Source organism: Mesorhizobium sp. M0633, from assembly GCF_040320645.1.
Classification (GTDB): domain Bacteria; phylum Pseudomonadota; class Alphaproteobacteria; order Rhizobiales; family Rhizobiaceae; genus Mesorhizobium.
The window spans coordinates 12,836-38,324 of sequence record NZ_JAMYQC010000019.1; the positions used below are offsets into that span (position 1 = coordinate 12,836).

Here is a 25,489-nt window from a genome sequence, read left to right on the forward strand (position 1 = left end):
AGGCTAGGGAAGCAAAATGAGCGATGCGGACGAACACCTCGATCTGACGGAGATCAACGCCGTCCGCAGGTTGTTGACCTCAAAGCCTCGAACGGTCCGCTGGGACGAACGCCGGGCACGGCTCGACGAAGTCGGTTCGGTGTGGCCAGTCGCGGAGGACATCCGATGCGAGCATGTGGTTTTCGATGGCCTCGCGGGCGAGTGGTCCCTGGCGCCTGGGAGTGACAGGGATAAGGTTCTGCTCTTTTTCCACGGTGGTGGCTACTGCTCCGGCTCCCTTAAAAGTCATCGTCGAATGGTTACCGAGGCAGGTCGGGCAATGGGAATACGCACCCTCGCGATCGACTATCGCCGCGCACCGGAACATCCTTTCCCTGCGCAACATGAAGACGCACTCACCGCATGGCGCTTTCTGAGCCGGCAAGGCATCGCGTCGGATCGCATCGTGGTTGGCGGAGACAGTGCGGGCGGCAACCTCACTCTGTGCCTGGTCAGTATATTGCGCACGGCAGGCGAGCCGTTGCCGCGATGTCTTTGGCTGGTTTCGCCTTGGACGGACCTTTCGATGTCCGGCGCGACACTATCAACCAAGGACGCAATCGACCCTATCATCCACCGGGCGTATTTGGAGGAACTGGCAACGGCCTATGTTCCCAATGGCGTTGGTCGGCGCGATCCGCTGATCTCGCCTTTGTTCGCCGATCTGAGCGGATTTCCCCCAATGCTGATACAAGCCGGTTCGGCCGAGACGCTGTTGTCGGACGCAACTCGGCTCGCCGAAGCCGCTGGCGCGGCTGACGTTAAAGTAGGTCTCGAAATTTGGCCTCATATGATTCACGCTTGGCCGGTTTGGAATGCGGGGTTGAGCGCCGGTCGCCGCGCTCTTCACAGCGCAGGCATGTTTGTCCGCGAATGTTTGTAACCCCTGCCGAGGCAACTGCTATCGTGTTCCAAACACTTGATCTGGAATCTTGGTGCGCCAAACAATCGACTGCAACGCGGAACAGGCCGGCCAACGCTGCCAATGTTGCGGATATTAAGTCAAATTTTACCGAACTGGCGCCATGGCTTCAGTCAAGGCTGGTTGTATCGGCCAATGCGTTCGACGTATGGAGTAACGATGCGGTCTGTCCCGACGATCTTGGCCGCATTCATGCTCGGCACCTGCGGCGTTGCCAAGGCCGGCGAGGGCACCTTCGGCTGGCTGTCCGGAGACTGGTACCTGACGGTCGGCGCCACCGGCATGGTTGCCCCGAATTTCGAGGGCGGCAAGAAGTACCTGCTCAGTGCCTCGCCGATCATCTCGCTCGGCAAGGCTGGTCCCGCGGCGCGCTTCACCTCGCGCAACGACAATATTTCATTGGCATTGATCGACGATGGCGGCGTCCGCGCCGGCCTGACAGGCAAGTTCCTGTTTTCCCGCGACGGTGGTGACGCCGACGAATTGAAGGGTCTCGACCCGGTACGTTGGGGCGGCGAGGCTGGCGGCTTCTTCGAATTCTATCCTTTGGATTGGCTGCGTGCCCGCGCCGAATTGCGGCACGGCATTCGCGCCCATAACGGTTTTGTCGCCGACATCGCCGCCGACGCCTTTTACGATGTGACGCCCGACGTCAGGATTTCGGCCGGACCGCGCGTTTCGTTCGCCTCATCGGACTATTTCGACGCCTATTACGGCGTTGATGCCAAGGAGTCCCTGGCCTCGGGACTTAGCGAATATCATCCCGGCGGCGGGGTGAAGTCGGCGGGCCTGGGCGGCGCGGTGACCTGGAAGGTGACCGAGCCGATGACGGCCAGTCTGTTCGGCGAATATTCCCGCCTGATGGGCCCGGCCGCCGATTCCAGCCTGGTCAAGGAGCGCGGCTCCAGGGATCAGTTCATGATCGGCGTGTCGACGACCTATCGCTTCGATTTTTCGATGTGTGCGGGTAGGCGTCGGCTCATTTGATCAAACGGCTGTCGAACGGATAACGGTATAGGCCCGCAATCGTAATGCGTGACGCATCGTCATGGGTCGGGTTGAGCAGATAGTTGTTTGCTTTGCGCATTATGATCGAAGGAATTTTCATGAGCGCGTAACGATTGGCCGAGAGAAAGTCCGTGCCCTGTCGCCGTGTCGATTCCATATCCTTGTCCCAGCCGTCATGGATAACCGGTTCGGTCATTTCTATTCCGTCCGGAACATCGATTTCGATAAGCTGGTAGGTTTCCGGAACGGTTTCGCGCGTCCCATGCACCAGTATCTCCAGCAGTGCCGTCGAAGGGTGGTCGGTGCAATACACGATGGGCATCCCGCGCCTGTTCCATCTTCCATCAACGAGCGTTCCGCCACGACCCGAGAGATCCGCGAAATTGGAGATGCGCCAGATGCGCATCGTCAGGCAAGCATGCCAAAGTCGATGCGGATAAGCTCTTCGGAAACGACGTGGGCGCCGGTCTCTGTCTCGAGGAGATCGATCGGCCTTGCATCATCCAATGCTATGATCTCGCTTCTCAGCCAACGCTGGGCTTTCTCATGGCTGCCGAATACACGATCCGCCTGCTCGGCGATGCGTTCTAGGCGCAGGGCGCGGTCGGATTCAGCTGTCGAAAGCGGCTCGGCACGTTCCTTGCGACGCGCCAGCGTGCGGCGGGGGGCAACGATACGATAGAGTTCTTCGCTACTGAAACCCAGACTGCGCAGATGATCGATCTTGTCCGTAGGGACGGAAAAGTCGTGTGTTGCGCGAATTGCCCTTGCTGCGACCGACATGAACGTCTCCTTGGCACAGGCCATTCTGCTTGCCATTTGCCTACAAATGTATGCGCAATTGGCACACGACGCAAGGAAGCATCAGAGTTCGGGCTTTTCAACGTCGCCTGTCTCGGTTAAAAGCCCAGCCATGACGAGCTTTTCGCGCCTTCCCGCGACTGCGATACGAATTACAGGCCCGGTGTTCCGGGCGGCTTGACCGCCGCCGGAGCCGCCGGGAATCTTGCGCGCGCCTCTCGCGCTTTTTCCAGATCATGATAGTTCAACGCCCGGGCTCTTTTGCCGCCGGGCAACGCATATGGCAGACGAATGACTGATACCGAGACCGCCGAGACGATCGATTATTCCAAAACGCTCTACCTGCCGCAGACGGATTTCCCGATGCGCGCCGGTTTGCCGGAAAAGGAACCGCTGCTGGTCAAACGCTGGCAGGACATGGATCTTTACCGCAAGTTGCGCGAAGACGCAGCCGGCCGCGAAAAATACGTGCTGCACGACGGCCCACCCTATGCGAATGGCAACATCCATATCGGCCATGCGCTGAACAAGATCCTCAAGGACGTCATCACCCGCTCGTTCCAGATGCGCGGCTATGACTCGAACTATGTACCCGGTTGGGATTGCCACGGCCTGCCGATCGAATGGAAGATCGAGGAGCAGTACCGCGCCAAGGGCAAGAACAAGGACGAGGTGCCGGTCAACGAGTTCCGGCAGGAATGCCGCGAGTTTGCGGCGCACTGGATCAAGGTGCAGGGTTCCGAATTCCAGCGGCTCGGCGTCGTCGGCGACTTCGACAATCCCTATACAACAATGGCTTTCCATGCTGAGGCGCGCATCGCCGGCGAGCTGCTGAAATTCGCCATGTCCGGCCAGCTCTATCGCGGCTCCAAACCGGTTATGTGGAGTGTGGTCGAGCGCACCGCGCTGGCCGAGGCGGAGGTCGAATACCAGGACTATGAGTCGGACACGATCTGGGCGAAGTTTCCGGTCGTCAGCCTCGTTCGCCAGGTCATCAACATCGAGGATGGGCAGCCAGCCCTGGACCCCAAGCTGACGCAGACGTCGCTCGATCTGCTTGATGCCAACGTCGTCATCTGGACTACGACGCCGTGGACAATCCCCGGCAACCGCGCCGTCAATTACTCGCCGCGCATCAACTATGGTCTCTACGAGGTTACGGCGGCCGAGAACGCCTTTGGTCCTCAGCCCGGCGAAAAGCTGATCTTTGCCGAGAAACTTGCGGACGACGCTGCCGCTAAGGCCAAGGTCACTCTGAATCGGCTTCGCAGCGTTGGCGCCGAAGAGCTTGAAAACCTTACGCTTTCGCATCCCCTCAAAGCTCTGGGCGGCGGCTACGATTTTCCCGTGCCGATGCTCGCCGGCGATCACGTCACCGACGATGCCGGCACCGGTTTCGTCCACACCGCGCCGGGACATGGCCGCGAAGACTTCGACGCCTGGATGGATGCTGCCTCTGACCTTCGCCAGCGTGGCATCGACACCGCGATCCCCTTCACCGTCGACGATGCCGGCTTCTTCACCAAGGACGCGCCGGGCTTCGGCCCGGACCGCGAGGGTGGAGCGGCGCGCGTCATCGACGACAATGGCAAGAAGGGCAACGCCAACCAGGCTGTCATCGACGAGCTGATCAAGCGCAACGCGCTGTTCGCGCGCGGCCGCCTGAAGCACTCCTATCCGCATTCCTGGCGCTCGAAGAAGCCGATCATCTTCCGCAACACGCCGCAATGGTTCGTCTATATGGACAAGGAGCTTGGCGACGGCACGACGCTGCGCAGCCGCGCCCTGAAAGCCATCGACGATACCCGCTTCGTGCCCGCCGCCGGCCAGAACCGCATCCGCGCCATGATCGAGGAGCGCCCCGACTGGGTGCTGTCGCGCCAGCGCGCCTGGGGCGTGCCGATCGCCGTCTTTGCCGATGCCGACGGCAATGTGCTGCGCGACGAGGCAGTCAACCAGCGCATCATGGACGCCTTCGAGAAAGAAGGCGCCGACGCCTGGTTCGCCGCCGGCGCCAAGGAGCGGTTCCTCGGCAATCACGATGCCTCGAAATGGCAGCAGGTCATGGACATCCTCGATGTCTGGTTCGATTCAGGCTCGACGCATGCCTTCACGCTTGAGGACCGGCCCGACCTGAAATGGCCGGCCGACGTCTATCTCGAAGGCTCCGACCAGCATCGCGGCTGGTTCCACTCCTCGCTGCTCGAAAGCTGCGGCACCAGGGGCAGGGCGCCCTACGACACCGTCGTCACCCATGGCTTCACCATGGATGAGGAGGGGCGGAAAATGTCGAAGTCGCTCGGCAACACCGTCGTGCCGCAGGACGTCATCAGGCAGTCCGGCGCCGACATCTTGCGGCTGTGGGTGGTGACGACCGATTATTGGGAAGACCAGCGGCTCGGCAAGAACGTGCTGCAGACCAATATCGACGCCTACCGCAAGCTGCGCAACACCATCCGCTGGATGCTGGGCACGCTCGCCCATGACGACGGTGAGGAGGTGCCGCTGGACAAGATGCCGGAGCTGGAGCGGCTGATGCTGCACCGGCTCGCTGAACTCGATGAAGTCGTACGCTCGGGCTACGACGCGTTCGAATTCAAGCGCATCACCCGCGCGCTGCTCGACTTCATGGTGGTCGAGCTGTCGGCCTTCTATTTCGACATCCGCAAGGACGCGCTTTACTGCGAAGCGCCTTCCAGCGTGAAGCGCAAGGCTTCCGTGCAGGTGGTGCGCCATCTCTTCGACTGCCTGGTGAAATGGCTGGCGCCGATGCTGCCCTTCACCATGGAAGAGGCTTGGCTCGACCGTCATCCGGATGCGGTCTCCCTGCATCTCGACCAGTTCCGGGAGATCCCGGCGGACTGGAAGAACGAGGCGCTGGCGGAGAAGTGGCGCAAGGTGCGGCAGGTCCGCCGTGTCGTCACCGGGGCGTTGGAAATCGCCCGTGCGCAGAAGGTCATCGGCTCTTCGCTGGAAGCGGTGCCGGTCGTCACCCTCGACGATGCCGTGCTCGAAGCGGCGATCGCCGATGTCGACATGGCCGAGATGGCGATCACCAGCGATCTGGTTATCATGCACGGCAAAGCGCCGGCGGGCAGCTTTACCCTCGACGACGTCAAGGGCGTCGCCGTGGTCGTCGAGAAGGCGGAGGACCGTGGCCTGGTGAAGTGCGCGCGCTCCTGGCGCTACACCGCCGATGTCGGCTCAGATCCGGAATTCCCGGATGTTTCGGCCCGTGACGCCGCTGTTCTGCATGAGCTGAAGGCTTTGAGCCGTCTTTAAGGCGGTGCACAAATGCCACGGCGGGCGGCCGATCGGCCCCCGCGCGTTGCCCTTAACGAGTGGTTGAGGTAAACACGCGAAACTCCGGACGACAAATTGTCGCCGGAATTCCGTCGGAAGAGCATAGGCGATGGGGACCGGACCTTTCTTTGGCCGGCGGCAATCGAGAGGCTGTCTACAGTGGGACTTTTTGGCATGACCGAGAGAACTTACGCGCGCGTTGCGCTGCTGGCGCCGCTTGTCGTATCGGGCCTCGCCTTGTCCGGCTGCATGGGCTCGCCTACTTACGGGACCGACAAGACCGCGGGCGCGCAGCTTGCCGGCGACCTCACCGGGGCTTTTTCCTTCGCACCCAAGCGCAAGGATAGTATCGACTACAAGCCGCGCCCCACGCTGGTGAAGCCGGGGCCGGGGCAGAAGGAAGTCTTGCCGCCGCCGCAGGAAAGCATCGAGACGGCGAGTGCCGAATGGCCCGAATCGCCGGAGCAGCGCCGTGCCCGCCTGCGCGCCGATGCCACCCTGCATCAGGACGACCCGGCCTACCAGGCGCAGGTCATCGATGACGTGCAGACGGATCCGGCGTCGGTCAAGGCCGCGCTGAAGCAGTCGGGCTCGAGCCACCCGCCAGCCTGGACTCCGGCCGATTCGGACAAGAGCCGCGCCGCGGAAATCATGCGCCGCCGGGCTGAAGGCAAACAGGGCGACCCGACCACCCGCAGATATCTGAGCGAGCCGCCGGTGCAATACCGCGCTGCCGCCGCCACCGCGCCGCAGGGTGACCTCGGCGAGGACGAGTACAAGAAGGAACGCCGCCTCAAGAGGGAGGCGGCCGCCAAGAGTAAGAGCGGCGGCATGTTCGACTGGCTGCCCTGGTAGGCTGACGGCGCCAGAGACGTTCTTGCCCTGGATTGGCTGACTTGGATTTGGACCGTCTGCTGGACCAGAAAATCAGGGTCCGCGTCGCTCGCGAAAAAAGTCCTTCAGCAATGCTGCTGCTGCGTTCTCGGCCATGCCCGGATAGATGTCGGGCACATGGTGGCAGGTCGGTGACGTGAAGAAGCGAACGCCGTTGACCACTGCGCCGCCCTTCTCGTCGGCAGCGCCGAAATAAAGCCGGCGCAGCCTGGCGAAGGAGATGGCGCCGGCACACATGGCGCACGGCTCCAGCGTCACATAGAGATCGTGGCCGCTGAGCCGCTCGGTGGAAAGCTTGCGGCAGGCCTCGCGGATCGCCAGCATCTCGGCATGGGCGGTGGGATCGGCAAACTCGCGGGTGCGGTTGCCGGCACTCGCAACGACCGTATCGCCGCCGACGACGACCGCGCCAACCGGCACTTCGCCACGCAGGGCGGCGGCTTCGGCTTCTTTAAGCGCCAGCGCCATGAAATCCTGCCGCTTCACGCGGTTTCCATTCCGATTATCTCCTCGCCACTAGAGCGCGATCCTGTTACTACCCGCGCAAACGAGCAAAGGCCACATGGACGACAAAAACAAGAAATTCCCGCGCAAGGCCGGCCCGAAGCCGGCGGGGCCGCGTGGTCGCGATGGCGCTCCCGGCAAGGGCGGCAAGCCGCCCTTCGGCGCCAAAAAACCTTACGCTCCGCGCGGCGACCGGCCGGCGGCGGCCGAAGGCGAACGGCCGAAGCGCGACCTCAAAGGCGGCGACAGGCCGTTCAGCAAAGGGCCGCGTCCGGAAGGCAAGCCTTATGAACAGCGCGAGGGTCCACGCAAGCCTTATGCGCCGCGCGGCGACCGGTCGGCAGCTGCCGAAGGCGAGCGGCCGAAGCGCGACTTCAAAGGCGGCGACAGGCCGTTCAGCAAAGGGCCGCGTCCGGAGGGCACGCCTTATGAAAAGCGCGAAGGTCCGCGCAAGCCTTACGCACCGCGCGGCGACCGGCCAGCAGCTGCCGAAAGCGAGCGCGGCGAGAGGCGCTTCGACCGTCCCAAGCGTGATTTTGGCGATCGTCCCAAGCGTGATTTTGGCGGCGATCGACCGCAAGGGGCACAAAGGGCACAGGCGGCATCGGAAGGCGGCTTCAGGCCGCGCCCGCGTCGCGTCGAGGCAACGGAAGAAGCCGGCGAACGCATTGCCAAGCGGCTGGCGCGTGCCGGCCTGGCCTCGCGCCGCGACGCCGAGGAACTGATTGCGGCCGGCCGCGTCAAGGTCAATGGCAAGGTGTTGTCCTCGCCGGCCTTCAACGTCATGCCCGGCGACATCATCCATCTCGACGGCATGGAGATCCCGCCGATCGAGCGCACCAGGCTTTTCCTGTTCCACAAGCCGGCCGGCGTGGTCACGACAAACCGCGATCCCGAAGGCCGCAAGACCGTCTTCGACGTGCTGCCGCCCGGGCTGCCGCGGCTGATGACCATCGGCCGGCTCGACATCAACACCGAAGGCCTGCTGCTGCTCACCAATGATGGCGGCCTGTCGCGCGTGCTCGAACTGCCGGCGACCGGCTGGTTGCGACGCTACCGCGTGCGCGTCCACGGCAAGGTCGAGGAAAGCGCGCTTGCCGGCCTGCGCGAAGGCATTGCCGTCGACGGTGTCTTTTATGGCGCCATCGAGGCGACGCTCGACCGCGAGCAGGGTTCGAACGCGTGGCTGACACTCGGCCTGCGCGAAGGCAAGAACCGCGAGGTCAGGAACATCCTGGGCGCGCTCGGTCTCGACGTGACGCGGCTGATCCGTATTTCCTACGGGCCGTTCCAGCTCGACGATTTACCGGAAGGCCATGTGCTGGAGATCAAGGGCCGCGTGCTGCGCGACCAGCTCGGCGAGCGCCTGGTCGAAGAGTCCGGCGCCAATTTCGATGCCGATATCGCCAAGCCGTTTTCCAACAAGCCGGTCAGGCGTGAGCGCGAGGAGGAGCCCGAGCGGCCGAAATTCACCCGCGACGGCGAACGCCGGCCGATCGGCGAGGGCGGCCTGATCAAGAACCGCAAGCGGCGCGAGGGCAGCCGCGACGAAGCGCTCGGCAAGCTGTCGACAAACCCTGACAGGAGCTTTGCGCCAAAAAAGAGCTTTGGCGAGCGTGGCCCCAGACCTGAACGCAGCGACTTCGGGGACAAACCCCGTGGCGACAAGCCTCGTGGCGGCTTCGGTGGGAAAAAATCCGAACGCGAGCAGCGGCCGATCGAGCCGCCGGGCCAGCGCAAGGCCAATGTCTGGATGGCGCCGGGCGCACGGCCGATCGGCAAGGGCAGGGCGGAGGCAGACGCCGCCAAGGCGGCAGAAAACAAGGCGCGTAAGGCATCGTTCAAGCCGTCTTATGGTAAGCCCGGCGGCAAGCCGCAAGGCGGCGGTGCAAAGCCGTTCGGCAAACCGCGCGGCGAGCGCCCGGATGGCGGCGGCGACCGGCCGCGCGGCGGCCCGAAAGGAAGCAATGCGGATCGTCGGCGGTGAGTTTCGCGGGCGTCCGCTGGCGGCGCCCCGCACCTTTGCCATCCGCCCGACCACCGACCGCACGCGTGAGGCGGTCTTCAACGTGCTGGCGCATCGCTTTCCCGAAAGACTGGACGGCGCGCGCGTGCTCGACCTGTTCGCCGGCACCGGCGCGCTCGGCCTCGAAGCGCTGTCGCGCGGCGCCTCCTACGCTGTCTTCATCGAGGAATCCGCCGAAGGGCGCGGCCTGATCCGCACCAATGTCGAGGCCTTCGGCCTCACCGGCCGCACCAAGATTTTCCGCCGCGACGCGACGGGCTTGGGCGAGGCGGGCACCATCGCCGCATTCGGCCTGGTCTTCGCCGATCCGCCCTATGGCAAAGGCCTTGGCGAACGCGCGTTGCGCTCGGCCAAGGCAGGCGGCTGGCTTGCCCCCGGCGCGCTCTGCGTTGTCGAGGAAGCGGCCGCGGCGCCGTTCGAGGCAGGGCCGGGCTTTTCGGTTGTCGACGAGCGCAACTATGGCGAGACGGTCATCCGGTTTATCGAGGCCGCCTGAGTTCGGCTTCCGCGATGGCGCCTTCAAAATGACGAACAATTCGCTTTGCCTCGACCAGCAACCCCGCCTATCGTCCCACTACAAACCGGAGCCATCTATGACATTTCAGGCTGAATGGCTGCGCGGAGCGCTCTTGGGACTGGCTCTTGGGATGGCCGCGCCGGCTCTGGCGGACAACAATCCTGACGATGGCGTCGTGACCGATTTCCTGCTCGACAACGGCATGGAGGTCGTCGTCATCCCCGATCACCGCGCCCCGATCGTCACCCATATGGTCTGGTACAAGATCGGCAGCGCCGACGAGCCGCCGGGCAAGTCCGGCATTGCCCATTTCTTCGAGCACTTGATGTTCAAGGCGACCAGCAACCATGCGGCGGGCGAGCTCGACCGCGCCGTCGCTGCCATCGGCGGTTCGGACAACGCCTTCACCTCCTACGACTACACCGCCTTTCATGAGACAGTGGTGCCGCAGGCGCTCGGTGAGATGATGGGCTTCGAGGCCGACCGCATGCGCAATCTCATCCTCAACGACGACGTCATCAAGACCGAGCGCGACGTCATCCTCGAGGAGCGCCGCTCGCGCATCGATAGCAATCCTCAGGCGGTGCTCGACGAGGAAATCGACGCCACGCTGTGGCAGAACCAGCCGTACCGCATTCCGGTCATCGGCTGGATGCAGGAGATGGAGAAGCTGAACCGCACCGACGCGCTGGCCTTCTACAACAAATATTATACACCCAATAACGCCGTGCTGGTGGTGGCCGGCGATGTCGAACCGGAAACGGTCAAGGCGCTGGCCGAAAAGACCTATGGCAAGATCGCGCGCGGCCCGGACCTGCCGCCGCGCATCCGACCCGTCGAGCCCGAGCAGAACACCAGGCGCACGGTGACGCTGACCGACGGGCGCGTCAGCGTGCCGAGCTTTACCACGCAATGGGTGGTTCCGTCCTATCACACGGCAAAGCCCGGCGAAGCCGAAGCGCTCGACGTGCTGTCCGAAATCCTCGGCGGCGGCAACCGCAGCCGGCTCTACCAGGAGCTTGTCGTCAGGCAAGGCATCGCCGCCGAGGCCGGCGCCTTCTTCCAGGGCACCATGCTCGACGACACCAATTTCACCGTCTACGGCGCGCCGCGCGGCGATGCCAAGCTTGCCGACATCGAGGCCGCGGTCGACGCCGAGATCGCCCGCATCGCGAAAGACGGCGTCACCAGCGACGAGCTGGAAAAATCCAAGGACCGTTTCGTACGCTCGATGATCTTTGCCCGCGACAAGCAGGAGGACATGGCCAACATCTACGGCTCGACGCTCGCCACAGGCGGTAACGTCCAGAACGTCCAGCAATGGCCGGACCGCATCCGCAAGGTCACCGCCGACCAGGTCAAGGCGGTCGCTGCCCGCTATCTCAATCTCGACCACGCAACGACCGGCTATCTTCTGCCGCAAACCCAAGCTGGGAATTGATTTGATGATGAGCCAGCATGGTCCTGCTCTGCCTTCTCCCCTCGTGGGCTCCTCCCCTTCTTCCCTTGTGGGAGAACGGAAGCGCCCGCACGCCGGCTCTCTTCTAGCAACCCTGTTCCTCTCCCTTCTCTTTGTCATCCTGCCGGCGCTTTCCGCTCGCGCCGCCATGAACATCCAGGAGGTGACCTCGTCGAAGGGCATTGCCGCCTGGCTGGTGGAGGATTATTCGGTGCCGATCGTCGCCATCCGCTTCGTCTTCGATGGCGGCGCGACGCAGGATCCGCCCGGCAAGGAAGGGCTTGCCAATCTGATGAGCGGCCTGTTCGACGAAGGTGCCGGCAACCTCGACAGCGAGGCCTTCCAGATCAAGCTTGACGATGTCGGCGCCGAGATGAGCTTCGATGCGCAGCGCGACGGCATCTACGGCTCGATGCGCATGCTGGCCGAGCAGCGCGACGGCGCCTTCGACCTGTTGCGCGTGGCGGTCATCCAGCCGCGCTTCGACCAGGTGCCGATCGACCGCATCCGCGCGCAGATCCTGTCCGGCATCATCGCCAACGAGCGCGATCCCGATACGCTCGCCCAACGCAAATGGCTGGACGCGATCTACGGCAGGCATCCCTATGCGCGGCCCGACCAGGGCACCAGGCAAAGCATCGCGACGATCACGCCGGCCGATCTCAGCGCCTTCCACAAGGCAAGTTTCGCCCGTGACGGCCTGCATGTCGCGGTGGTCGGCGCCATCGACGCCGAGACGCTGAAGCAGAAGCTCGACCTGGTGTTCGGCAGCCTGCCGGAAAAGCAGGCGCTTACGTCCGTTCCCGACATCGACCTGAAGCTCGGCCAGCAGCTCGAGGTCGTCTACGACCAGCCGCAGGCCTCGCTGCAACTCGCCTATCCCGGCGTGAAGCGGAATGCGCCGGATTTCTTCGCCGCGGTGCTGATGAACGAGATCCTCGGCGGCGGCACCTTCACCTCGCGGCTGTTCGACGAGGTGCGCGAGAAGCGCGGCTTGGCCTACAGCGTCAGCTCCGACCTCGTCGACCACCAGCATTCCGAGGCGCTGTCCATCACCACCTCGACCCGCGCCGATAGGGCGGCCGAGACGCTGGCCGTGGTGCGCGACGTGGTCAAGCGCATGGCCGAGGAGGGGCCGACCGAAGCCGAGCTGGCGGCGACCAAGAAATACATCATCGGCGCCTATGCCATCAACAATCTGAATTCCTCCGGCGCGATCGCCTCAACGCTGCTCGAGATCCAGCTCGGCAAGCTCGGCATCGACTACATGCAGCGCCGCGCCGCCCTGATAAACGCGGTGACGCTGGACCAGGTGAAAGCGGTGGCGAAAAAGCTGCTCTCCGCCGAGCCGGCCGTCATGGTGGTCGGGCCGAAGCTGGGAAGCAAGGGATGAGCCCACTTTTCCCGCACTGGCCTGCGCCGGTTGGCTCCCCCTTCTCCCCTTGTGGGAGAAGGTGTCGCCGAAGGCGACGGATGAGGGGTGCTCCAGCTTGGCATCGACCGAGCTCCGTCCAACACCCCTCAACCGTCTCGGCGCTCCGCGCCGATCCACCTTCTCCCACAAGGGGAGAAGGAAAGACGCGCCACGGCCGCAAACTGCCGACAATCCGGGCGAGGGGGCATTTGCCCAAATTCGATAGCTCCGCCACATGGGGCAGCCAAAATGGCGCCTAGCTTCGGCATTGCCTTTGGCGGCGGCGGGGCGCGTGGGCTGGCGCATATCCATGTCATCGAGGCGCTGGACGAGCTGGGCATAAGGCCGGCAGCAATCGCCGGCTCGTCGATCGGCGCCATCATGGGCGCCGGCATGGCCTCGGGCATGACCGGCAAGGACATCCACGACTATACGCGCTCGATCCTCGGCCGCCGCGCCGAAGTGGCGACGCGCATGTGGCGGGCGCGGCCCGGCACTTTTGCCGAGGCGATGCAGGGCGGCCTGCGGGTCAGCCAGTTCAATGTCGAGCGCATCCTCAAGGCGTTCCTGCCCGACGCCATTCCCGAAACCTTCGCCGAATTGAAGATACCGCTGAAGGTGACGGCAACGGACTTTTATGGCCACCAGCTCGCCGTGTTCGACGAAGGCGAGCTGCATTCGGCGCTGGCTGCCTCGGCGGCGATCCCGGCGGTGTTCCGCCCGGTGATGCGCGACGGCAGGCTGCTGATCGACGGCGGCATCTACAATCCCGTGCCGTTCGACCTGATCGAGCTCGACGCCGACATCATCATCGCCGTCGACGTGGTCGGCGCGCCGACCGAGGCCGGCCGCAAATTCCCGACCTCCGTCGACCTGATGTTCGGCGCCACGCAGCTGATGATGCAGTCGATCATCGCCAGCAAGCTGAACCAGAGCCGGCCCGACATTCTGATCCGGCCGGCCGTCTCGAAATACCGGGTGCTCGATTTCATGAAAGTCGAGGCGCTGATGGCAGAGACGGTGGCGATCAAGGACGAGCTGAAGCGCGAGATCGAAAAGGCGGTCGAGGCCCGGGCCAAAGCCGAAGCCAGCAAGCGCACGAACCGTCTCGGCGGATGACCGTAATCAAGCGTCCGGCGTCAGCGCCCGCTGGACCATGAGCGTATCCTTCGTAAGTGGCGCGGATCAGCTCGCGATTGGCGGCCATCTCAGCCCCACTTCATCTCCCCGGTGGCAACCTTGGAGCCGATGTCGAGCGCGACGCCCATGCCGAGGCCGGGGAAGCGGGCTTCCATGGCGCTCTTCAGTGCGGCCGCGTCCTTGGCCTTGGCCAGTTCTTCCTCGAAGGCGATGAGATAGGTCTTGGTGTGCTCGACGCCTGAAAGGTCCGTAGCGGCCTCAGGCGTCATGTGCCCGGGCACGACGATTGCCGGCTTGCGCGCCGCGATCTTTTCGAGATTGGCGAGCCAGGCGGCGCGCAGTTCCCTGGTCGGCGTGTCGGCGGTCCAGACATGCACGCCGGCAAAGATCATCACCCCGCCGAACACCGCATTCAGCGACGGCACGAAGAGATAGCGCCGGTTGGCGAGGCCTTCCGCGGCGACGATCTCGATGGTCTCGCCATCGACGTTGAGCGTCTTGCCGTCGAATGCTTCGGGGATGACGACGTCGGCTAGCGCCTGCGGGCCATTCTCCTTGAGCTGCGGCCCCCAGACGGCGAGCTTCTTTTCGACATTGCCGTTGATGGCGGCCACCGTCTCGGCTGCGGCGATCACTCGTGCCTGCGGGAACGCCTGCTTGATCGGCTTGAGGCCGAAATAATAGTCTGGGTCGGACTGGCTGACATAGATGGTGGTGAGCGTCTTGCCGGTCGCCTTGATCGCCTCGGCCACCGCCCGGCCGTCCGGGTAAGTGAAACCGCCATCGATCAGCACGGCTTCGGCGGCGCCGGAGACCAGCACCGGGGCGCGGAAGAAGCCGTTTTGCCCGGCGGGGAAATGTTTCCAGGAAAGCCCGCCTGCCGCATGGCCAAGCCCGGCGGGAGCAAAGACCGCGGCAGCGCCGGCGGCGAGGGTGGTTTTCATGATGCTTCTCCGTGTGAACATGGATGTCTCCTGGGATCCGGAATTCGGCGGCCTCGATGCCCGCAAGATGGCAAAAGCGGAATGCGTATTGAAGGCCGACAAAATAGACGTAATGTATGCCATTGCCTGACAATGAGACTGCCTCCGCCATGAGCGAAGCATGAACCTGAACCGGCTGGCCTATTTCGCGGCGGTGGTCGATGCCGGCTCGTTCACGCGGGCCGCCGAGCGGCTGGGCATCACCAAGGCGGTGGTCAGCCAGCAGGTGGCGCGGTTGGAGCGCGATGTCGGAACGACGCTGCTGATCCGCACGACGCGGCGCGTCCATCCGACCGAGGCCGGCCGAACGTTCCATGCCCGCTGCCTGCAGGTCCTGCAGCAGGCCGAGGATGCATTCGACGAGCTCGCGCAGGCCGCCGCCGAGCCGACCGGCACGCTGCGCATCGCTGCGTCCAACGACTACGGCACATCGGCGGTGGTGCCGGTGGTCGCCGCCTTCAGCGCGCGCTATCCCGCCTGCCGGGTGGAGCTGACGCTGGGCGACGAGACGATCGACCTGGTTTCCGGCCACATCGACGTGGCCATCCGCGTCGGCTGGCTGGCCGATTCCAGCCTGCAGGCCCGGCGCATCGGCACCTTCCAACAATTCATGGTATGCGGCGCCGGCTTTGCAGGCCGGTTCACCGCCGGCGAACCGCAAGACCTCGCCGGGCTGCCCTTCGTCGCCAACATGGCGCTGCGCGAACCGCTGCTATGGCAATTTTCGCGCGGCGATGACGAGCAGCAGACCGTGCGCATGCAGGCAACGATTTCGATCGACGCAACGCCGGCAGTGCTGGCAGCGGTCCGCGCCGGCGCCGGCCTGTCGGTGCTGCCGGACTTTTTGGTGCGGAACGAACTGGCCGCCGGGCGGCTGGTGCAGATCCTGCCCGAGTGGCGGCTGCCCTCCGGCGGCATCTACACAGTCTACCCCGCCGCCCGCTTCCGCCCGCCCAAGGTGACGAGGTTTGTCGAGATGCTGATCGCGGCCGAGCAGAAGCTGGAGGCAGGCGGGCGGGGGCGCTGATGGGCGAAGCTGCGATCTCCCCCCTTGAGGGGGAGATGGCCGGCAGGCCAGAGGGGGTCGGTTCGACCGGGCGCGGCCTGCCTCTTGCGTCGGTGGGGGTTGGCGCATTACGCGAGACGCCCCCCTCTGCCCTGCCGGGCATCTCCCCCTCAAGGGGGGAGATTGGCTCATCACCCCATTCCAGCCGCATACTCCAGCGCCACCACGCCGTTGCTGAATTGCGTGGCCGAAATCAGCTCGAGCGGCAATTGTGCGCCGGGCGGGAACAGCAGCTTGCCCTGGCCGACGGCACCGGGATAGCTGAGCAGGCGGATGCGGTCGACAAGGCCGTGGCGCAGCAATTCCTGCGCGACACTGAGGCTGCCATGCACATAGATGTTGCCGCCGCTGCCTTGCTTCAGCCCTCTGACCGCTTCCGGCAACGCGCCCTGCAGCAGCTCGGCCGGCTGCCAGTCGAGCGCCTGCAAGCTGGTCGAGGCGACATATTTCGGCAGCGCATTGAACCGGTCGGCGAAATCTCCGGTCTCCTTGGGCCACGAGCCGGCAAAGATCTCATAGGTCGTGCGCCCCAACAGCATGGCGCCGCTGTCGGCAAGCTCGTCGTCCTTGAATTTCTGCATCTCATCGTTCCAGGCCACGCTCGGCAGCTTCTCGACCTCGGCAATGCCATCGACGCTGATGAATTCGGTGATGATGAGTTTTCTCATGGCGGGTTCCTTCTGTCGGACGGCCGTGCGGGTCTTGTGCGAACTGCACCGTCAACTAGCGCGGCGCTTTTTCAGGGGGAGGGCTTTCCCTGTTCAGATTCGATCTACAATGACCGCCCCGCTGCGCAATACCAGTTTCCTGACCAGTATCTGCGCCACGTCGAAGCATGCGTCGGCGACTGGATCATCTACTATGAGCCCAGCAAGGTAGAAGAGAGCCGTAGCTATTTCGCCGTGGCTAAGGTCCAGGTTATCGCCGATCGTGCGAGTTACGGGCTGGCTACAGGTGGCCAATACCGGCTTTCAGCAGTCCTTCGCGGACGTGCTGCACATCAGACTCCTGGGCAAAGTGCAGGGTGGCGATGAATGAATCGAGGTCGAATTGGGGATCGAGCGTTCTGATCTTGCCTAGATGCGCCGCGGCCGCGATTTCGTCGCCGAGCCAGCCGTAGCAGGCAGCGGCGAAAGCGTGCTGAGCCGAGTCCATGGTTGACAGATGCATGAAAGCTTCGATCGCCTCGCCATACTGGCGCGCGGCGAAATGCGCCTTTCCCAGATGGCTCCAGAACCTCTCCGGGTGGTGCGGGTTCAACTGCATTGCCTTGCGGATCCATTCAATTCCCTCTTCCGGCCTCCCCAGCCACGTCAATAACTCGCCTTGCTGCACCACCACGAGGTCGTAATTGGGATTGAGGGCCAGCGCCCGCTCTTGATGGTAGCGCGCTGTGGTCAGCTCATTGTTGTTCACGTTCACTGCCGCGAGGATGCGATGGACATCGGCATCGTTGTTGTCCAGCGCCAGCGCCCTGTCCAGCGCCGCCATGATGTTGTTCCAGACGGCATCCCTGTCTTCGCACCAGTTATGGACCCAGGCCTGGCCAAGAATGCAGGCCCGCCAGGCATGGGCATGGGCATAATCGGGGTCGAGCGTGACGGCCCTTTCTATCAAGGTTTGCGCGCGTTCATTATCCGTAATCGTGCTTCGGTGATGCAGCACCTTGGCAGCAAGCACACATTCATACGCGGCCATGTTTGCGGGTTTCGCCCGCGCGAGCTGGTCCCGCTGAGCCGCCTCGACACGACCGGGCAGCGTGGCTGCGATCGCCGCCGTCACCTCATCCTGAATCGCGAATATGTCGTCCAGCTTCCGGTCATATTTGTCTGCCCAAATATGAGCGTCATTCGCCGTGTCGATGAGCTGAACCGTCACGCGCACCCTGTCGCCGATCTTGCGGACGCTTCCCTCCACCAGGTATTGGACGGTGAGTTTCTCGGCCACCTCGCGCACATTCACGGCGCGGTTCTTGTAGACGAAGCTGGAATTGCGCGAGATGACGAACAGCTCATGGTGGCGGGACAGTTCGGTGATGATGTCCTCGGTCAGTCCGTCCGCGAAAAATTCCTGCTCGGGGTCGCCGCTCATGTTGGTGAATGGCAGCACCACTATCGAAGGTTTCGAGATGGATCGCTTCGCCTCGACTTCCGGCAGGACAGAACTATCAAACCCAACGCGATAAAGGCGAACCGGGCGGCTGATGTTCTTTAACGTCTTCTCGCCCAGGTCCTCCATGGCAATTTCGAGACGGTCGGCAATTTGGGTCGCCACCGCTGCGGTCACGCAGATACCGCCGACGTCGGCGAGTTGCTCGATGCGCGAGGCAATATTGACGCCGTCGCCGAAAATATCCTCATCGTCGAAAATGATGTCGCCGAGATTTATGCCGATCCTGAATTCGATACGCCGTTCTTGCGGCACATCCGAATTGCGCCGTTTCATGCGCTGTTGGATTTCCACGGCGCATTTCACGGCATCGGTCACGCTCTGGAACTCAACGAGCATGCCGTCTCCGGTGGTCTTGATGATCCGGCCCTTGTTCTTCGCGATGGCGGGATCGACCAGTTCTATGCGATGGGTCCGAAGGCGTGCGAGCGTGCCGGATTCGTCGGCCTCCATTAGCCGACTGTAGCCCGCCATATCGGCAGCCAGAATTGCGGCTAGTCTCTGTTCCATCGCTTGAACCAAAAACCAAGCCTATCCTTCCTGGGCTGCCAAATCCAGCAATTTGGGCTTGTGGCTGAATCAAGACGTCTTCTACCGCAGCAGCAAGAAAGGGCGGATCAGAACCTTCCGCCTTCCGCCGGGTGGCTGCGAACTCGATCGCATCAATCGCGGGAGGGATCCGCGCGGCGTCAAGCGCGTCGAGGCGACATATTTCGGCAGCGCGTTGAACCGGTCGGCAAAATCTCCGGTCTCCTTGGGCCACGAGCCGGCAAAGATCTCATAGCTCGTGCGCCCCAAAAGCATGGCGCCGCTGTCGGCCAGCTCGTCGTCCTTGAATTTCTGCATCTCATCGTTCCAGGTCACGCTCGGCAGCTTCTCGACCTCGGCGATGCCATCGACGCTGATGAATTCGGTGACGATGAGTTTGGCATCGCGGGTTCCTTTCTGGCGGAGGACGGATGGCGCGTTGGGCTTCTGCGACACGCTGCGTGAAAAACGCGCGGCGCTTAGTCGTTTTAGACATATCAGAGACGAACGTCGGCCTCCCTTGACCTAGCGCCATCATCGCCACGGGCAAGCGCACCGGCGACGCCGCCGGTCTCAGGCCGCCGGCCTTCCAACGCAACGACATCCCCGATATCGTCGACAGGGTGTTCACCACCAGCGCGCTGAAGCACGACGGGGTCTGGTGCAATCAGGTAGGATCCTAACCGGGTGCAGGGGTGTGGCAGGACTGGGAAGGTGCGGGGCTGCTAAAAACTTTGTATCCTCCAAGCTTGCGCCAGATCGCTGCTTCGATAAATCTTTGGTCCCATGTCCGACTCGGCGAACTCTGCGATCTCCTACGAAGCGCGGGTGAACAGTATGCGTGCACAGGAAAGAATCGTTGCTGTGTTGAAAGTGCCGTCCAGCGACGCGAGCCAAAGCGTTGGCCAGGCGTTAAATGAAATGCGAATAGGGATGTCGCAGCTCTTGATCGACGGGCCTTTGCTAACCGTGGAAAGATCAGCCAAATTGGAAACAAGTTCAGTGCGCAAGGGCAGGATGTTTTACACGAACTGATCGCCGACACGGGTGATTCGGGGGGAGTGGTATGAACGCGCAAAACGTCGTCCAGGAGCTATGGCGCCTCTGCACTATATTGCGCAAAGATGGCATTACCTACCAACAGTATGTGACCGAGCTGACCTATCTCCTCTTCCTGAAAATGATGCAGGAGCGCGGGCAGGAGGCAGGCAGCATCCCGCTTGGCCATCGGTGGGTTGACCTATTGAGGACTGAGGGTCTCAATCGGCTCCAGCTCTACCGTGAGACCCTGGCCTTGCTCGGTAACACCGAAGTCCGGATCAATGGCAAAGACAAGATTGTAGCTCGTCCCACAATCCTGTCGGCAAAGGCTAGCAAGGAGCGGAAGACACATCATAAGAAAGTTGCGGGTGACTACGCCGCTGCCTCTCCTCTCCCTTGGATGGTCCTAGCGATTTTTGCCAATTCATCCACCTTTCTTCGTGAGCCGGGCAATCTCAAAACACTTGTCGAGGCTATCGACAAGCTCCACTGGTTCAGCGAAGAGCGCGACCAGTTCGGTGATCTGTATGAAGGCTTGCTACAGAAGAACGCCGAAGAGACCAAGCGAGGCGCCGGGCAATATTTCACTCCTCGCGCACTGATCGATGTAATTGTCAAATTGATGAAACCGAAGCCCGGCGAGATCATCCAGGATCCCGCTTCCGGTACTGGCGGTTTTCTGATCGCTGCGGATCGCTATATCCGCGCGCGCGCGGACGACTATCGTGAACTAGCCGACACGAAGAAACAGGAATTCCAACGGACCCAAGCTTTTCATGGATTTGAAAATGTGCCGGCTACCTACCGCCTCCTGCTGATGAATCTGTTCTTGCACGGTCTGTCGCCGGCGCATGTGGAGCTCGGTGATACGCTGTCTCCGGCAGGCGCACGTATGAAACCTGCCAACCTCATTTTGACCAATCCGCCCTTCGGTCCGGCGGGTGGCGCACCGACCCGAGACGATCTGGTCGAAACTGCAAACGTCTCCTCCTATCAACTGCCCTTCGTGGAACATTGCATTCGCAATCTTGCACCCGAAGGGCGAGCGGCAATCATCATTCCGGACAACGTGCTGTTCGAAGGCGGGCGAGGACAGACGCTGCGCAGCAAGATGCTGCGCGAATGCAAGGTCCACACGATTCTTCGACTACCGACCGGCATCTTCTACGCCCAAGGGGTCAAGACAAACGTTATTTTTCTGCAAAAGGGCGCCAAGCCTAATCGTGCCAGCATTAAAGTTGACGAAACCAAGGAGGTTTGGTTTTACGATCTCCGCAATCAAATGCCTCAATTCGGCAAAACAAATCAACTGACGCCTGGTCATTTTCAAGAATTCATTGCCGCTTACGGTGACGATCCCGATGGCAACGCAGACCGGCAGGATGAAGGCGAGGGAGGCCGCTTCCGGAAATTCAGTCGGCGACAAATCGCCGATCGAAACGACAATCTCGATGTCACTTGGCTTCGAGAGGAGAATGATACCCCGGACGATGGCTTGATCGAGTTAGACGATATCGCTGCGGCCATTTTCGGTCATCTCCAGACTGCGTTGGAGCAAATCCAATCACTGCAAATGGAGCTTGCGGAAAAGGAGTTGGAAGAATGAGCGAGTTGCCAACAGGCTGGGCTGTTGCAAATCTGCAAACACTTTCGGGGACTGGGGGATTGGTCTCAGACGGAGACTGGATTGAAAGCAAAGATCAGGACCCAAACGGTCAGGTTCGTCTGATACAATTGGCCGATATAGGCGACGGTTTTTTCCGCAATCGATCCGCTAGATTTGTAACAGAAGTCACCGCGCGGCGTCTAAGATGCACTTTCTTGAAGAAGGGTGATTTGTTGATCGCCAGAATGCCTGACCCACTCGGCAGGGCATGCATTTTCCCAGGACTTGGGCGAGAGGCGATCACGTCGGTGGATATACTAATTTGGCGCGTACAAGGTGGCAACATAGACACCAACTGGGTCATGTATTCCATTAATAGTCCGAATATTCGACAAATAATTGCCGGAAAAGCGAGCGGATCGACGCGGCAACGAATCGCGAGCAGTCGTTTAAAACTGTTGGAGTTACCTGTCCCACCTCTTGTGGAACAAAGGCGAATAGTCGGCAAAGTTGAGGGTTTGACCGCTAAAAGCGCCCGTGCCCGTGAGGAGCTATCCCGCATTGGCGCACTCGCCGCCCGCTTCAAGGAGAAACTTCTAGAAAAGGCCTTCAGCGGTAATCTTACCGCCGAGTGGCGGACTGCAAACAACTTGCCTGCGGCAAAAGAGGTCAAACTTGGCGAAGTCGCGACAGATTTTTCCTACGGATCAGCGTCGAAGTCTCTACCCTATGGGACCGTTCCAGTGCTCCGAATGGGGAATATTCAAAATGGCATCCTGGACTGGAGCAGCTTGGTATACACATCCGACAAAAATGAAATTGAGAGGTATGCCCTTCGGAAGGGCGACGTGTTGTTCAATCGAACAAACAGTCCTGCCCTTGTTGGAAAAACTGCTTTGTATCAGGATGAACGGCCCGCTATATATGCCGGTTATCTGATACGTGTAATATGTCAGCCTAGGCTAGACCCTCTTTACCTGACCCACTGCTTGAATAGCCCTCTGGGTCGCAAATATTGCTGGAGAGTCAAAAGCGACGGTGTCAGCCAGTCCAATATCAATGCATCCAAACTTAAGGCCTTTTTTTTTCCACTGCCGGAATTGCTAGAACAGCGAGAGATTGTTCTGCGGATCGAATCCGCGTTCGCCAAAATTGATCAGGTTCTCGCCGAGGCAAAGTGTGCGCTGGCGCTGACAAATCGACTAGACCAAGCCATTCTCGCCAAGGCCGTGAAGGGGGGGTTGGTGCCTCAAGACCCGGGTGATGAGCCCGCTTCCGTGTTGCTGGAGCGAATAGCTGATGAACGGATCGAAACAAGATCACAAAAGCCATCAGGTCCTAACGGAGAAGTACGAGACAACCTCATTTCGACTCAAAAAGCACGAAAACTATACGAGAGCGCGGGGAGCATGGAAAAAACGCGAAATGATGTGAGTAATGACCACCTTACGGGCTTGCTGAAAGAAGAAGGGAATATGCCTCCCGAAAAGCTATGGCGGCAAAGCGGAATGTCGATTGACGAGTTCTACAAGCAGTTGCGCTTTGAGATGAAGGCGAAGTCTATTCGAGAATCGGTTAGCAGCGAGCTTGAAGCGGCGTGAAAATAGAAAGCTGACTGTCCGCGGTTTTAAAAATCTAGAGGACGTCACCGTCGACTTCTCCTCAGCTGGTGATGCTGTGGTGCTGGTTGGTCAAAATGGTTCAGGGAAATCGAACCTTCTGGAAGTCATCGCTACTATTTTTCGCGATTTGGCCTTTCGAGAAGAGACACTTTTCGCATATGAGCTTCGCTACCAAATCCGCTCGGCCACGATCTCAATAGAGCATAGCCGAAGCGCCAAATCCGGCAGGCGCACTTCAGTTAGTGTGAAACATGTCGGGGAGAGGAGGCAAAGAAAAATTTCAATGGACGAGTTCTACGATGGACAGTCATACCTGCCTGCCAACATCTTCGGCTACTACTCTGGTACTCGGCAAAATCTGCAGCGCATCTTCATGCGTGATGAGAGCAACATTTTCCATGACGCACGCCTCTCGATCGCGGAAAGGACCGAGATCGAGGAGGATGAGCCGGATTTGGCAAAAGGCCGCTTCACGTTGCCGGGCACCATGCGCCGGTTTTTCTACGGACATTTAAAAAACGCGCCGCTGGTGCTGCTTTCCTATTTTGCGTCTGGCAAGGCGGGTCTGCAAAGCTTTCTCAAGTCGGAGCTGTCGATCGACGGGTTTGACAGCGCCCTGATCACGCTCAAGCGGCCAGATTGGTTTGTATTGCCTGCTGAACCAGGTTCGGCCAATGCGTTCCCGTGGGATGTGACAAGATCTCTGGATAATGAAGCCGGAGAGTTCTTGTTGGCACTTTGGAAAGCCGCGCTGGCTCCCTTTGTCGCTAGCATCGAGAATGATGATCCTCGCGACGACCGCGAACCCGAGTCTGAGCCGGCCAAAACGGATAAAATATTTCTGTTCTTCTCCGATGAACAGTCTTTGTCTCGGGCCTACGGCAGTGAGATGAATGAACAGCGGTTCTTCGCTTTGCTAGAAGCCCTAGCGGTTCTCGATATTTTGGATGACGCGCAAGTTTGGGTTACGCGCAATGGCGTGAAACAGGAAATCTCCTCTAAGGAGATCAGTGACGGCGAGAAACAGCTCCTCACCATTGTCGGCCTGCTGTACCTTACCCACGGCGAAGAGACCCTTTTTCTGCTAGATGAGCCGGACACGCATTTGAACCCGGCTTGGAAGTGGGACTTCCTTCGCACGATCAAGGAGCAGGGGGGTAATATCTCAAATTGCCAGTTCATTTTAACCAGCCATGATCCTCTGACAATCGCCGGTCTAAAACGAGAGGATGTTCAGATCGTCTATAAGAATCGCGAAACCGGCAAGACAGAGGTCGACCATCCACCAGTTGATCCGCAGGGTCTCGGAATGGCAGGTGTGTTGCGTCAGATATTTGGGATGAGAACGACGCTTGATCCTGAGACGCAGGGATGGATCGATAAACGCAACGTCCTCTTAGCAATGCAGAAGGATGTAGACATTGAGGGGCAGCTGCGGCTCATTAACAAAAAGTTGGACGCGTTTGGCCTAGCATATCAGAGCCGTGACCCGGATTACGACGCCTATTTGAGGGCCAGGCACGAATTAGAAATTGAACGCAAGCGCTCGTACACTCCACAGGAACTTGTCGATCAGGCTGTTTATATCAAGAAACTCATTGAGAAGCTAAATTGAAGTACGTTTACCTTGACATTTCCAAAATTGAAGGAAAATGGGCCGAAAAAGCAGCCGCGGCTCTTAAGCAGGCGTTCGAGATCGCTGATCCGGGCGAGAGACGGAAATTTATCAACGGCAAAGCTGCCATTTGGTCTGAGCTGAAGCCAGTTCTTGACAGCGCCAATAATGGGAAATGTTGGTATAGCGAGGCTCGGGAGAAAGTTTCATATTTCGAGGTAGACCACTATCGGCCGAAGAAAATCTATCCATGGCTGGCGTTTGAATGGAAAAATTTTCGCCTTTGTGGTGGTAAGCCAAATCGAAAAAAGCTCGACAAATTCCCCCTTGAAAATGAGGCCTCCCGCGCTTCGACGTGGGCGGTATCCTGCAACGCGGAACGGCCGCTGCTGCTCGACCCTACGGTCTTGAGCGACCCGGATTTGCTGACGTTCTCAGACCAAGGAGAGCCGGTTTGTTCAAAGCCCGACGATTCAAGTGCAGTGTCCCGAGTGAATTCTACGGTTCCTACTTACGGTTTGGACAGCGAAATCTTATGTGACGAGCGGCGCGCAAAATGGCGAAAATGCACCGAAAAATTGACCAAGCTCCAAGCAATTGTCGAAGACAAAAGGCACCAGGAGAACTCGGATGCAGCGGACTTTTCGTCCGACCTTTGCAAGGATATTGCTGAATTATTTGACGACGCCTCTGAGTTCACTGCGACAGCCATGGCGGCGAAGGCAACCATTCAGAATGGCGACGTGTTGCTTCAACTAGCCCGCCATAAGTTTAGACTTGAGGCCAAGAAAGCTGCGTGATCGACAAGCTTTCGAAACCGATGCGTCGCGCT

22 protein-coding genes and 1 pseudogene are annotated in these 25,489 nt (G+C 60.9%); 16 read left to right on the top strand and 7 right to left on the bottom strand.

Annotated elements, in window-relative coordinates:
- The first annotated feature begins 16 nt into the window (after positions 1-16).
- Complete coding sequence (locus NKI47_RS20000) at positions 17-922, top strand: alpha/beta hydrolase (RefSeq protein ID WP_031211148.1); 906 nt, start codon at positions 17-19, stop codon at positions 920-922.
- A gap of 198 nt (positions 923-1,120) precedes the next feature.
- On the top strand, positions 1,121-1,948 hold the full coding sequence (locus NKI47_RS20005) for a MipA/OmpV family protein (protein ID WP_352593011.1): 828 nt from the start codon (positions 1,121-1,123) through the stop codon (positions 1,946-1,948).
- Here the strand turns inward: NKI47_RS20005 and NKI47_RS20010 are convergent.
- Together NKI47_RS20010 and NKI47_RS20015 are read right to left on the bottom strand one after the other, a co-directional pair.
- The gene (locus tag NKI47_RS20010) at positions 1,941-2,375 is read right to left on the bottom strand and encodes an RES family NAD+ phosphorylase (RefSeq protein ID WP_352593014.1); all 435 of its coding nucleotides are present in this window, start codon (positions 2,373-2,375) and stop codon (positions 1,941-1,943) included. The two genes, NKI47_RS20005 and NKI47_RS20010, sit on opposite strands and share 8 nt — an antisense overlap.
- A gap of 2 nt (positions 2,376-2,377) precedes the next feature.
- Positions 2,378-2,752, bottom strand: coding sequence for an Xre family toxin-antitoxin system antitoxin (locus tag NKI47_RS20015; RefSeq protein WP_352593017.1), 375 nt, complete (start codon positions 2,750-2,752; stop codon positions 2,378-2,380).
- Between the two features lie 309 nt (positions 2,753-3,061).
- On the opposite strand from NKI47_RS20015, the gene ileS reads away from it, so the two are divergent.
- A complete protein-coding gene (gene ileS / locus NKI47_RS20020) occupies positions 3,062-6,052 on the top strand; it encodes an isoleucine--tRNA ligase (protein ID WP_352593020.1) in 2,991 nt (996 codons plus the stop codon).
- A 195-nt stretch (positions 6,053-6,247) separates the two neighbouring features.
- Entirely contained in the window at positions 6,248-6,928 is a 681-nt protein-coding gene (locus NKI47_RS20025; RefSeq protein ID WP_352458053.1) for a hypothetical protein, read from the top strand.
- Positions 6,929-7,000: 72 nt separating this feature from the next.
- Here NKI47_RS20025 and NKI47_RS20030 read toward each other — a convergent pair whose 3' ends face one another.
- Positions 7,001-7,453: a nucleoside deaminase gene (locus NKI47_RS20030; protein ID WP_352593023.1), complete on the bottom strand. Its 453-nt coding sequence runs from the start codon at positions 7,451-7,453 to the stop codon at positions 7,001-7,003.
- A 76-nt stretch (positions 7,454-7,529) separates the two neighbouring features.
- On the opposite strand from NKI47_RS20030, the gene NKI47_RS20035 reads away from it, so the two are divergent.
- The 5 genes from NKI47_RS20035 (at position 7,530) to NKI47_RS20055 (ending at position 14,006) form a co-directional block, all read left to right on the top strand.
- Positions 7,530-9,458: a pseudouridine synthase gene (locus NKI47_RS20035; protein WP_352593026.1), complete on the top strand. Its 1,929-nt coding sequence runs from the start codon at positions 7,530-7,532 to the stop codon at positions 9,456-9,458.
- Positions 9,439-9,993, top strand: coding sequence for a 16S rRNA (guanine(966)-N(2))-methyltransferase RsmD (rsmD, locus tag NKI47_RS20040; protein ID WP_352593029.1), 555 nt, complete (start codon positions 9,439-9,441; stop codon positions 9,991-9,993). The genes NKI47_RS20035 and rsmD overlap by 20 nt, the downstream gene beginning before the upstream one ends.
- Before the next feature lie 97 nt (positions 9,994-10,090).
- The gene (locus NKI47_RS20045) at positions 10,091-11,455 is read left to right on the top strand and encodes a M16 family metallopeptidase (RefSeq protein WP_352593032.1); all 1,365 of its coding nucleotides are present in this window, start codon (positions 10,091-10,093) and stop codon (positions 11,453-11,455) included.
- Positions 11,456-11,621: 166 nt separating this feature from the next.
- Positions 11,622-12,866: a M16 family metallopeptidase gene (locus NKI47_RS20050; protein WP_502898060.1), complete on the top strand. Its 1,245-nt coding sequence runs from the start codon at positions 11,622-11,624 to the stop codon at positions 12,864-12,866.
- Positions 12,867-13,136: 270 nt separating this feature from the next.
- Entirely contained in the window at positions 13,137-14,006 is an 870-nt protein-coding gene (locus NKI47_RS20055) for a patatin-like phospholipase family protein (protein ID WP_352579217.1), read from the top strand.
- A gap of 89 nt (positions 14,007-14,095) precedes the next feature.
- On the opposite strand, the gene NKI47_RS20060 is transcribed toward NKI47_RS20055, so the two are convergent.
- Positions 14,096-14,992, bottom strand: coding sequence for an MBL fold metallo-hydrolase (locus NKI47_RS20060; protein ID WP_352593039.1), 897 nt, complete (start codon positions 14,990-14,992; stop codon positions 14,096-14,098).
- Between NKI47_RS20060 and NKI47_RS20065 the strand changes: the two genes are divergently transcribed.
- Together NKI47_RS20065 and NKI47_RS20070 are read left to right on the top strand one after the other, a co-directional pair.
- A complete protein-coding gene (locus tag NKI47_RS20065) occupies positions 14,970-15,101 on the top strand; it encodes a hypothetical protein (RefSeq protein WP_023674354.1) in 132 nt (43 codons plus the stop codon). The genes NKI47_RS20060 and NKI47_RS20065 overlap by 23 nt on opposite strands.
- A 30-nt stretch (positions 15,102-15,131) precedes the next feature.
- A complete protein-coding gene (locus NKI47_RS20070; RefSeq protein WP_352593042.1) occupies positions 15,132-16,037 on the top strand; it encodes a LysR family transcriptional regulator in 906 nt (301 codons plus the stop codon).
- A 170-nt stretch (positions 16,038-16,207) separates the two neighbouring features.
- On the opposite strand, the gene NKI47_RS20075 is transcribed toward NKI47_RS20070, so the two are convergent.
- Positions 16,208-16,744, bottom strand: coding sequence for a dihydrofolate reductase family protein (locus tag NKI47_RS20075; RefSeq protein ID WP_352593045.1), 537 nt, complete (start codon positions 16,742-16,744; stop codon positions 16,208-16,210).
- Between the two features lie 36 nt (positions 16,745-16,780).
- On the opposite strand from NKI47_RS20075, the pseudogene NKI47_RS20080 reads away from it, so the two are divergent.
- Positions 16,781-17,023 (top strand): annotated as a pseudogene (locus NKI47_RS20080) (hypothetical protein); the annotation flags it as partial.
- A gap of 1 nt (position 17,024) precedes the next feature.
- Here NKI47_RS20080 and NKI47_RS20085 read toward each other — a convergent pair.
- Both NKI47_RS20085 and NKI47_RS20090 read right to left on the bottom strand, forming a co-directional pair.
- On the bottom strand, positions 17,025-18,755 hold the full coding sequence (locus NKI47_RS20085; protein WP_352593048.1) for an adenylate/guanylate cyclase domain-containing protein: 1,731 nt from the start codon (positions 18,753-18,755) through the stop codon (positions 17,025-17,027).
- A gap of 81 nt (positions 18,756-18,836) precedes the next feature.
- On the bottom strand, positions 18,837-19,229 hold the full coding sequence (locus tag NKI47_RS20090; RefSeq protein ID WP_352593051.1) for a dihydrofolate reductase family protein: 393 nt from the start codon (positions 19,227-19,229) through the stop codon (positions 18,837-18,839).
- A 610-nt stretch (positions 19,230-19,839) separates the two neighbouring features.
- On the opposite strand from NKI47_RS20090, the gene NKI47_RS20095 reads away from it, so the two are divergent.
- The 4 genes from NKI47_RS20095 to NKI47_RS20110 are packed head-to-tail and all read left to right on the top strand — an operon-like array spanning position 19,840 to position 25,457.
- A complete protein-coding gene (locus NKI47_RS20095; protein ID WP_352593054.1) occupies positions 19,840-21,420 on the top strand; it encodes an HsdM family class I SAM-dependent methyltransferase in 1,581 nt (526 codons plus the stop codon).
- Positions 21,417-23,021, top strand: coding sequence for a restriction endonuclease subunit S (locus tag NKI47_RS20100; RefSeq protein ID WP_352593057.1), 1,605 nt, complete (start codon positions 21,417-21,419; stop codon positions 23,019-23,021). The genes NKI47_RS20095 and NKI47_RS20100 overlap by 4 nt, the downstream gene beginning before the upstream one ends.
- The gene (locus NKI47_RS20105) at positions 23,008-24,657 is read left to right on the top strand and encodes an AAA family ATPase (RefSeq protein WP_352593059.1); all 1,650 of its coding nucleotides are present in this window, start codon (positions 23,008-23,010) and stop codon (positions 24,655-24,657) included. Before NKI47_RS20100 ends, NKI47_RS20105 begins: the two co-directional genes overlap by 14 nt.
- On the top strand, positions 24,654-25,457 hold the full coding sequence (locus tag NKI47_RS20110; protein WP_352593062.1) for an HNH endonuclease family protein: 804 nt from the start codon (positions 24,654-24,656) through the stop codon (positions 25,455-25,457). Before NKI47_RS20105 ends, NKI47_RS20110 begins: the two co-directional genes overlap by 4 nt.
- Positions 25,458-25,489 lie beyond the last annotated feature (32 nt).

What these genes read in the sequence shown, in the direction of transcription:
- NKI47_RS20015 (WP_352593017.1), bottom strand. Translation starts at nt 2,752, where the DNA reads ATGTCGGTCGCAGCAAGGGCAATTCGCGCAACACACGACTTTTCCGTC.
- NKI47_RS20000 (WP_031211148.1), top strand. Translation starts at nt 17, where the DNA reads ATGAGCGATGCGGACGAACACCTCGATCTGACGGAGATCAACGCCGTC.
- NKI47_RS20045 (WP_352593032.1), top strand. Translation starts at nt 10,091, where the DNA reads ATGACATTTCAGGCTGAATGGCTGCGCGGAGCGCTCTTGGGACTGGCT.
- NKI47_RS20085 (WP_352593048.1), bottom strand. Translation starts at nt 18,755, where the DNA reads ATGGAACAGAGACTAGCCGCAATTCTGGCTGCCGATATGGCGGGCTAC.
- ileS (WP_352593020.1), top strand. Translation starts at nt 3,062, where the DNA reads ATGACTGATACCGAGACCGCCGAGACGATCGATTATTCCAAAACGCTC.
- NKI47_RS20010 (WP_352593014.1), bottom strand. Translation starts at nt 2,375, where the DNA reads ATGCGCATCTGGCGCATCTCCAATTTCGCGGATCTCTCGGGTCGTGGC.
- NKI47_RS20100 (WP_352593057.1), top strand. Translation starts at nt 21,417, where the DNA reads ATGAGCGAGTTGCCAACAGGCTGGGCTGTTGCAAATCTGCAAACACTT.
- NKI47_RS20050 (WP_502898060.1), top strand. Translation starts at nt 11,622, where the DNA reads ATGAACATCCAGGAGGTGACCTCGTCGAAGGGCATTGCCGCCTGGCTG.
- NKI47_RS20055 (WP_352579217.1), top strand. Translation starts at nt 13,137, where the DNA reads ATGGCGCCTAGCTTCGGCATTGCCTTTGGCGGCGGCGGGGCGCGTGGG.
- NKI47_RS20025 (WP_352458053.1), top strand. Translation starts at nt 6,248, where the DNA reads ATGACCGAGAGAACTTACGCGCGCGTTGCGCTGCTGGCGCCGCTTGTC.
- NKI47_RS20005 (WP_352593011.1), top strand. Translation starts at nt 1,121, where the DNA reads ATGCGGTCTGTCCCGACGATCTTGGCCGCATTCATGCTCGGCACCTGC.
- NKI47_RS20035 (WP_352593026.1), top strand. Translation starts at nt 7,530, where the DNA reads ATGGACGACAAAAACAAGAAATTCCCGCGCAAGGCCGGCCCGAAGCCG.
- NKI47_RS20075 (WP_352593045.1), bottom strand. Translation starts at nt 16,744, where the DNA reads ATGAGAAAACTCATCATCACCGAATTCATCAGCGTCGATGGCATTGCC.
- NKI47_RS20070 (WP_352593042.1), top strand. Translation starts at nt 15,132, where the DNA reads ATGAACCTGAACCGGCTGGCCTATTTCGCGGCGGTGGTCGATGCCGGC.
- rsmD (WP_352593029.1), top strand. Translation starts at nt 9,439, where the DNA reads ATGCGGATCGTCGGCGGTGAGTTTCGCGGGCGTCCGCTGGCGGCGCCC.
- NKI47_RS20095 (WP_352593054.1), top strand. Translation starts at nt 19,840, where the DNA reads ATGAACGCGCAAAACGTCGTCCAGGAGCTATGGCGCCTCTGCACTATA.
- NKI47_RS20065 (WP_023674354.1), top strand. Translation starts at nt 14,970, where the DNA reads ATGATGCTTCTCCGTGTGAACATGGATGTCTCCTGGGATCCGGAATTC.
- NKI47_RS20060 (WP_352593039.1), bottom strand. Translation starts at nt 14,992, where the DNA reads ATGTTCACACGGAGAAGCATCATGAAAACCACCCTCGCCGCCGGCGCT.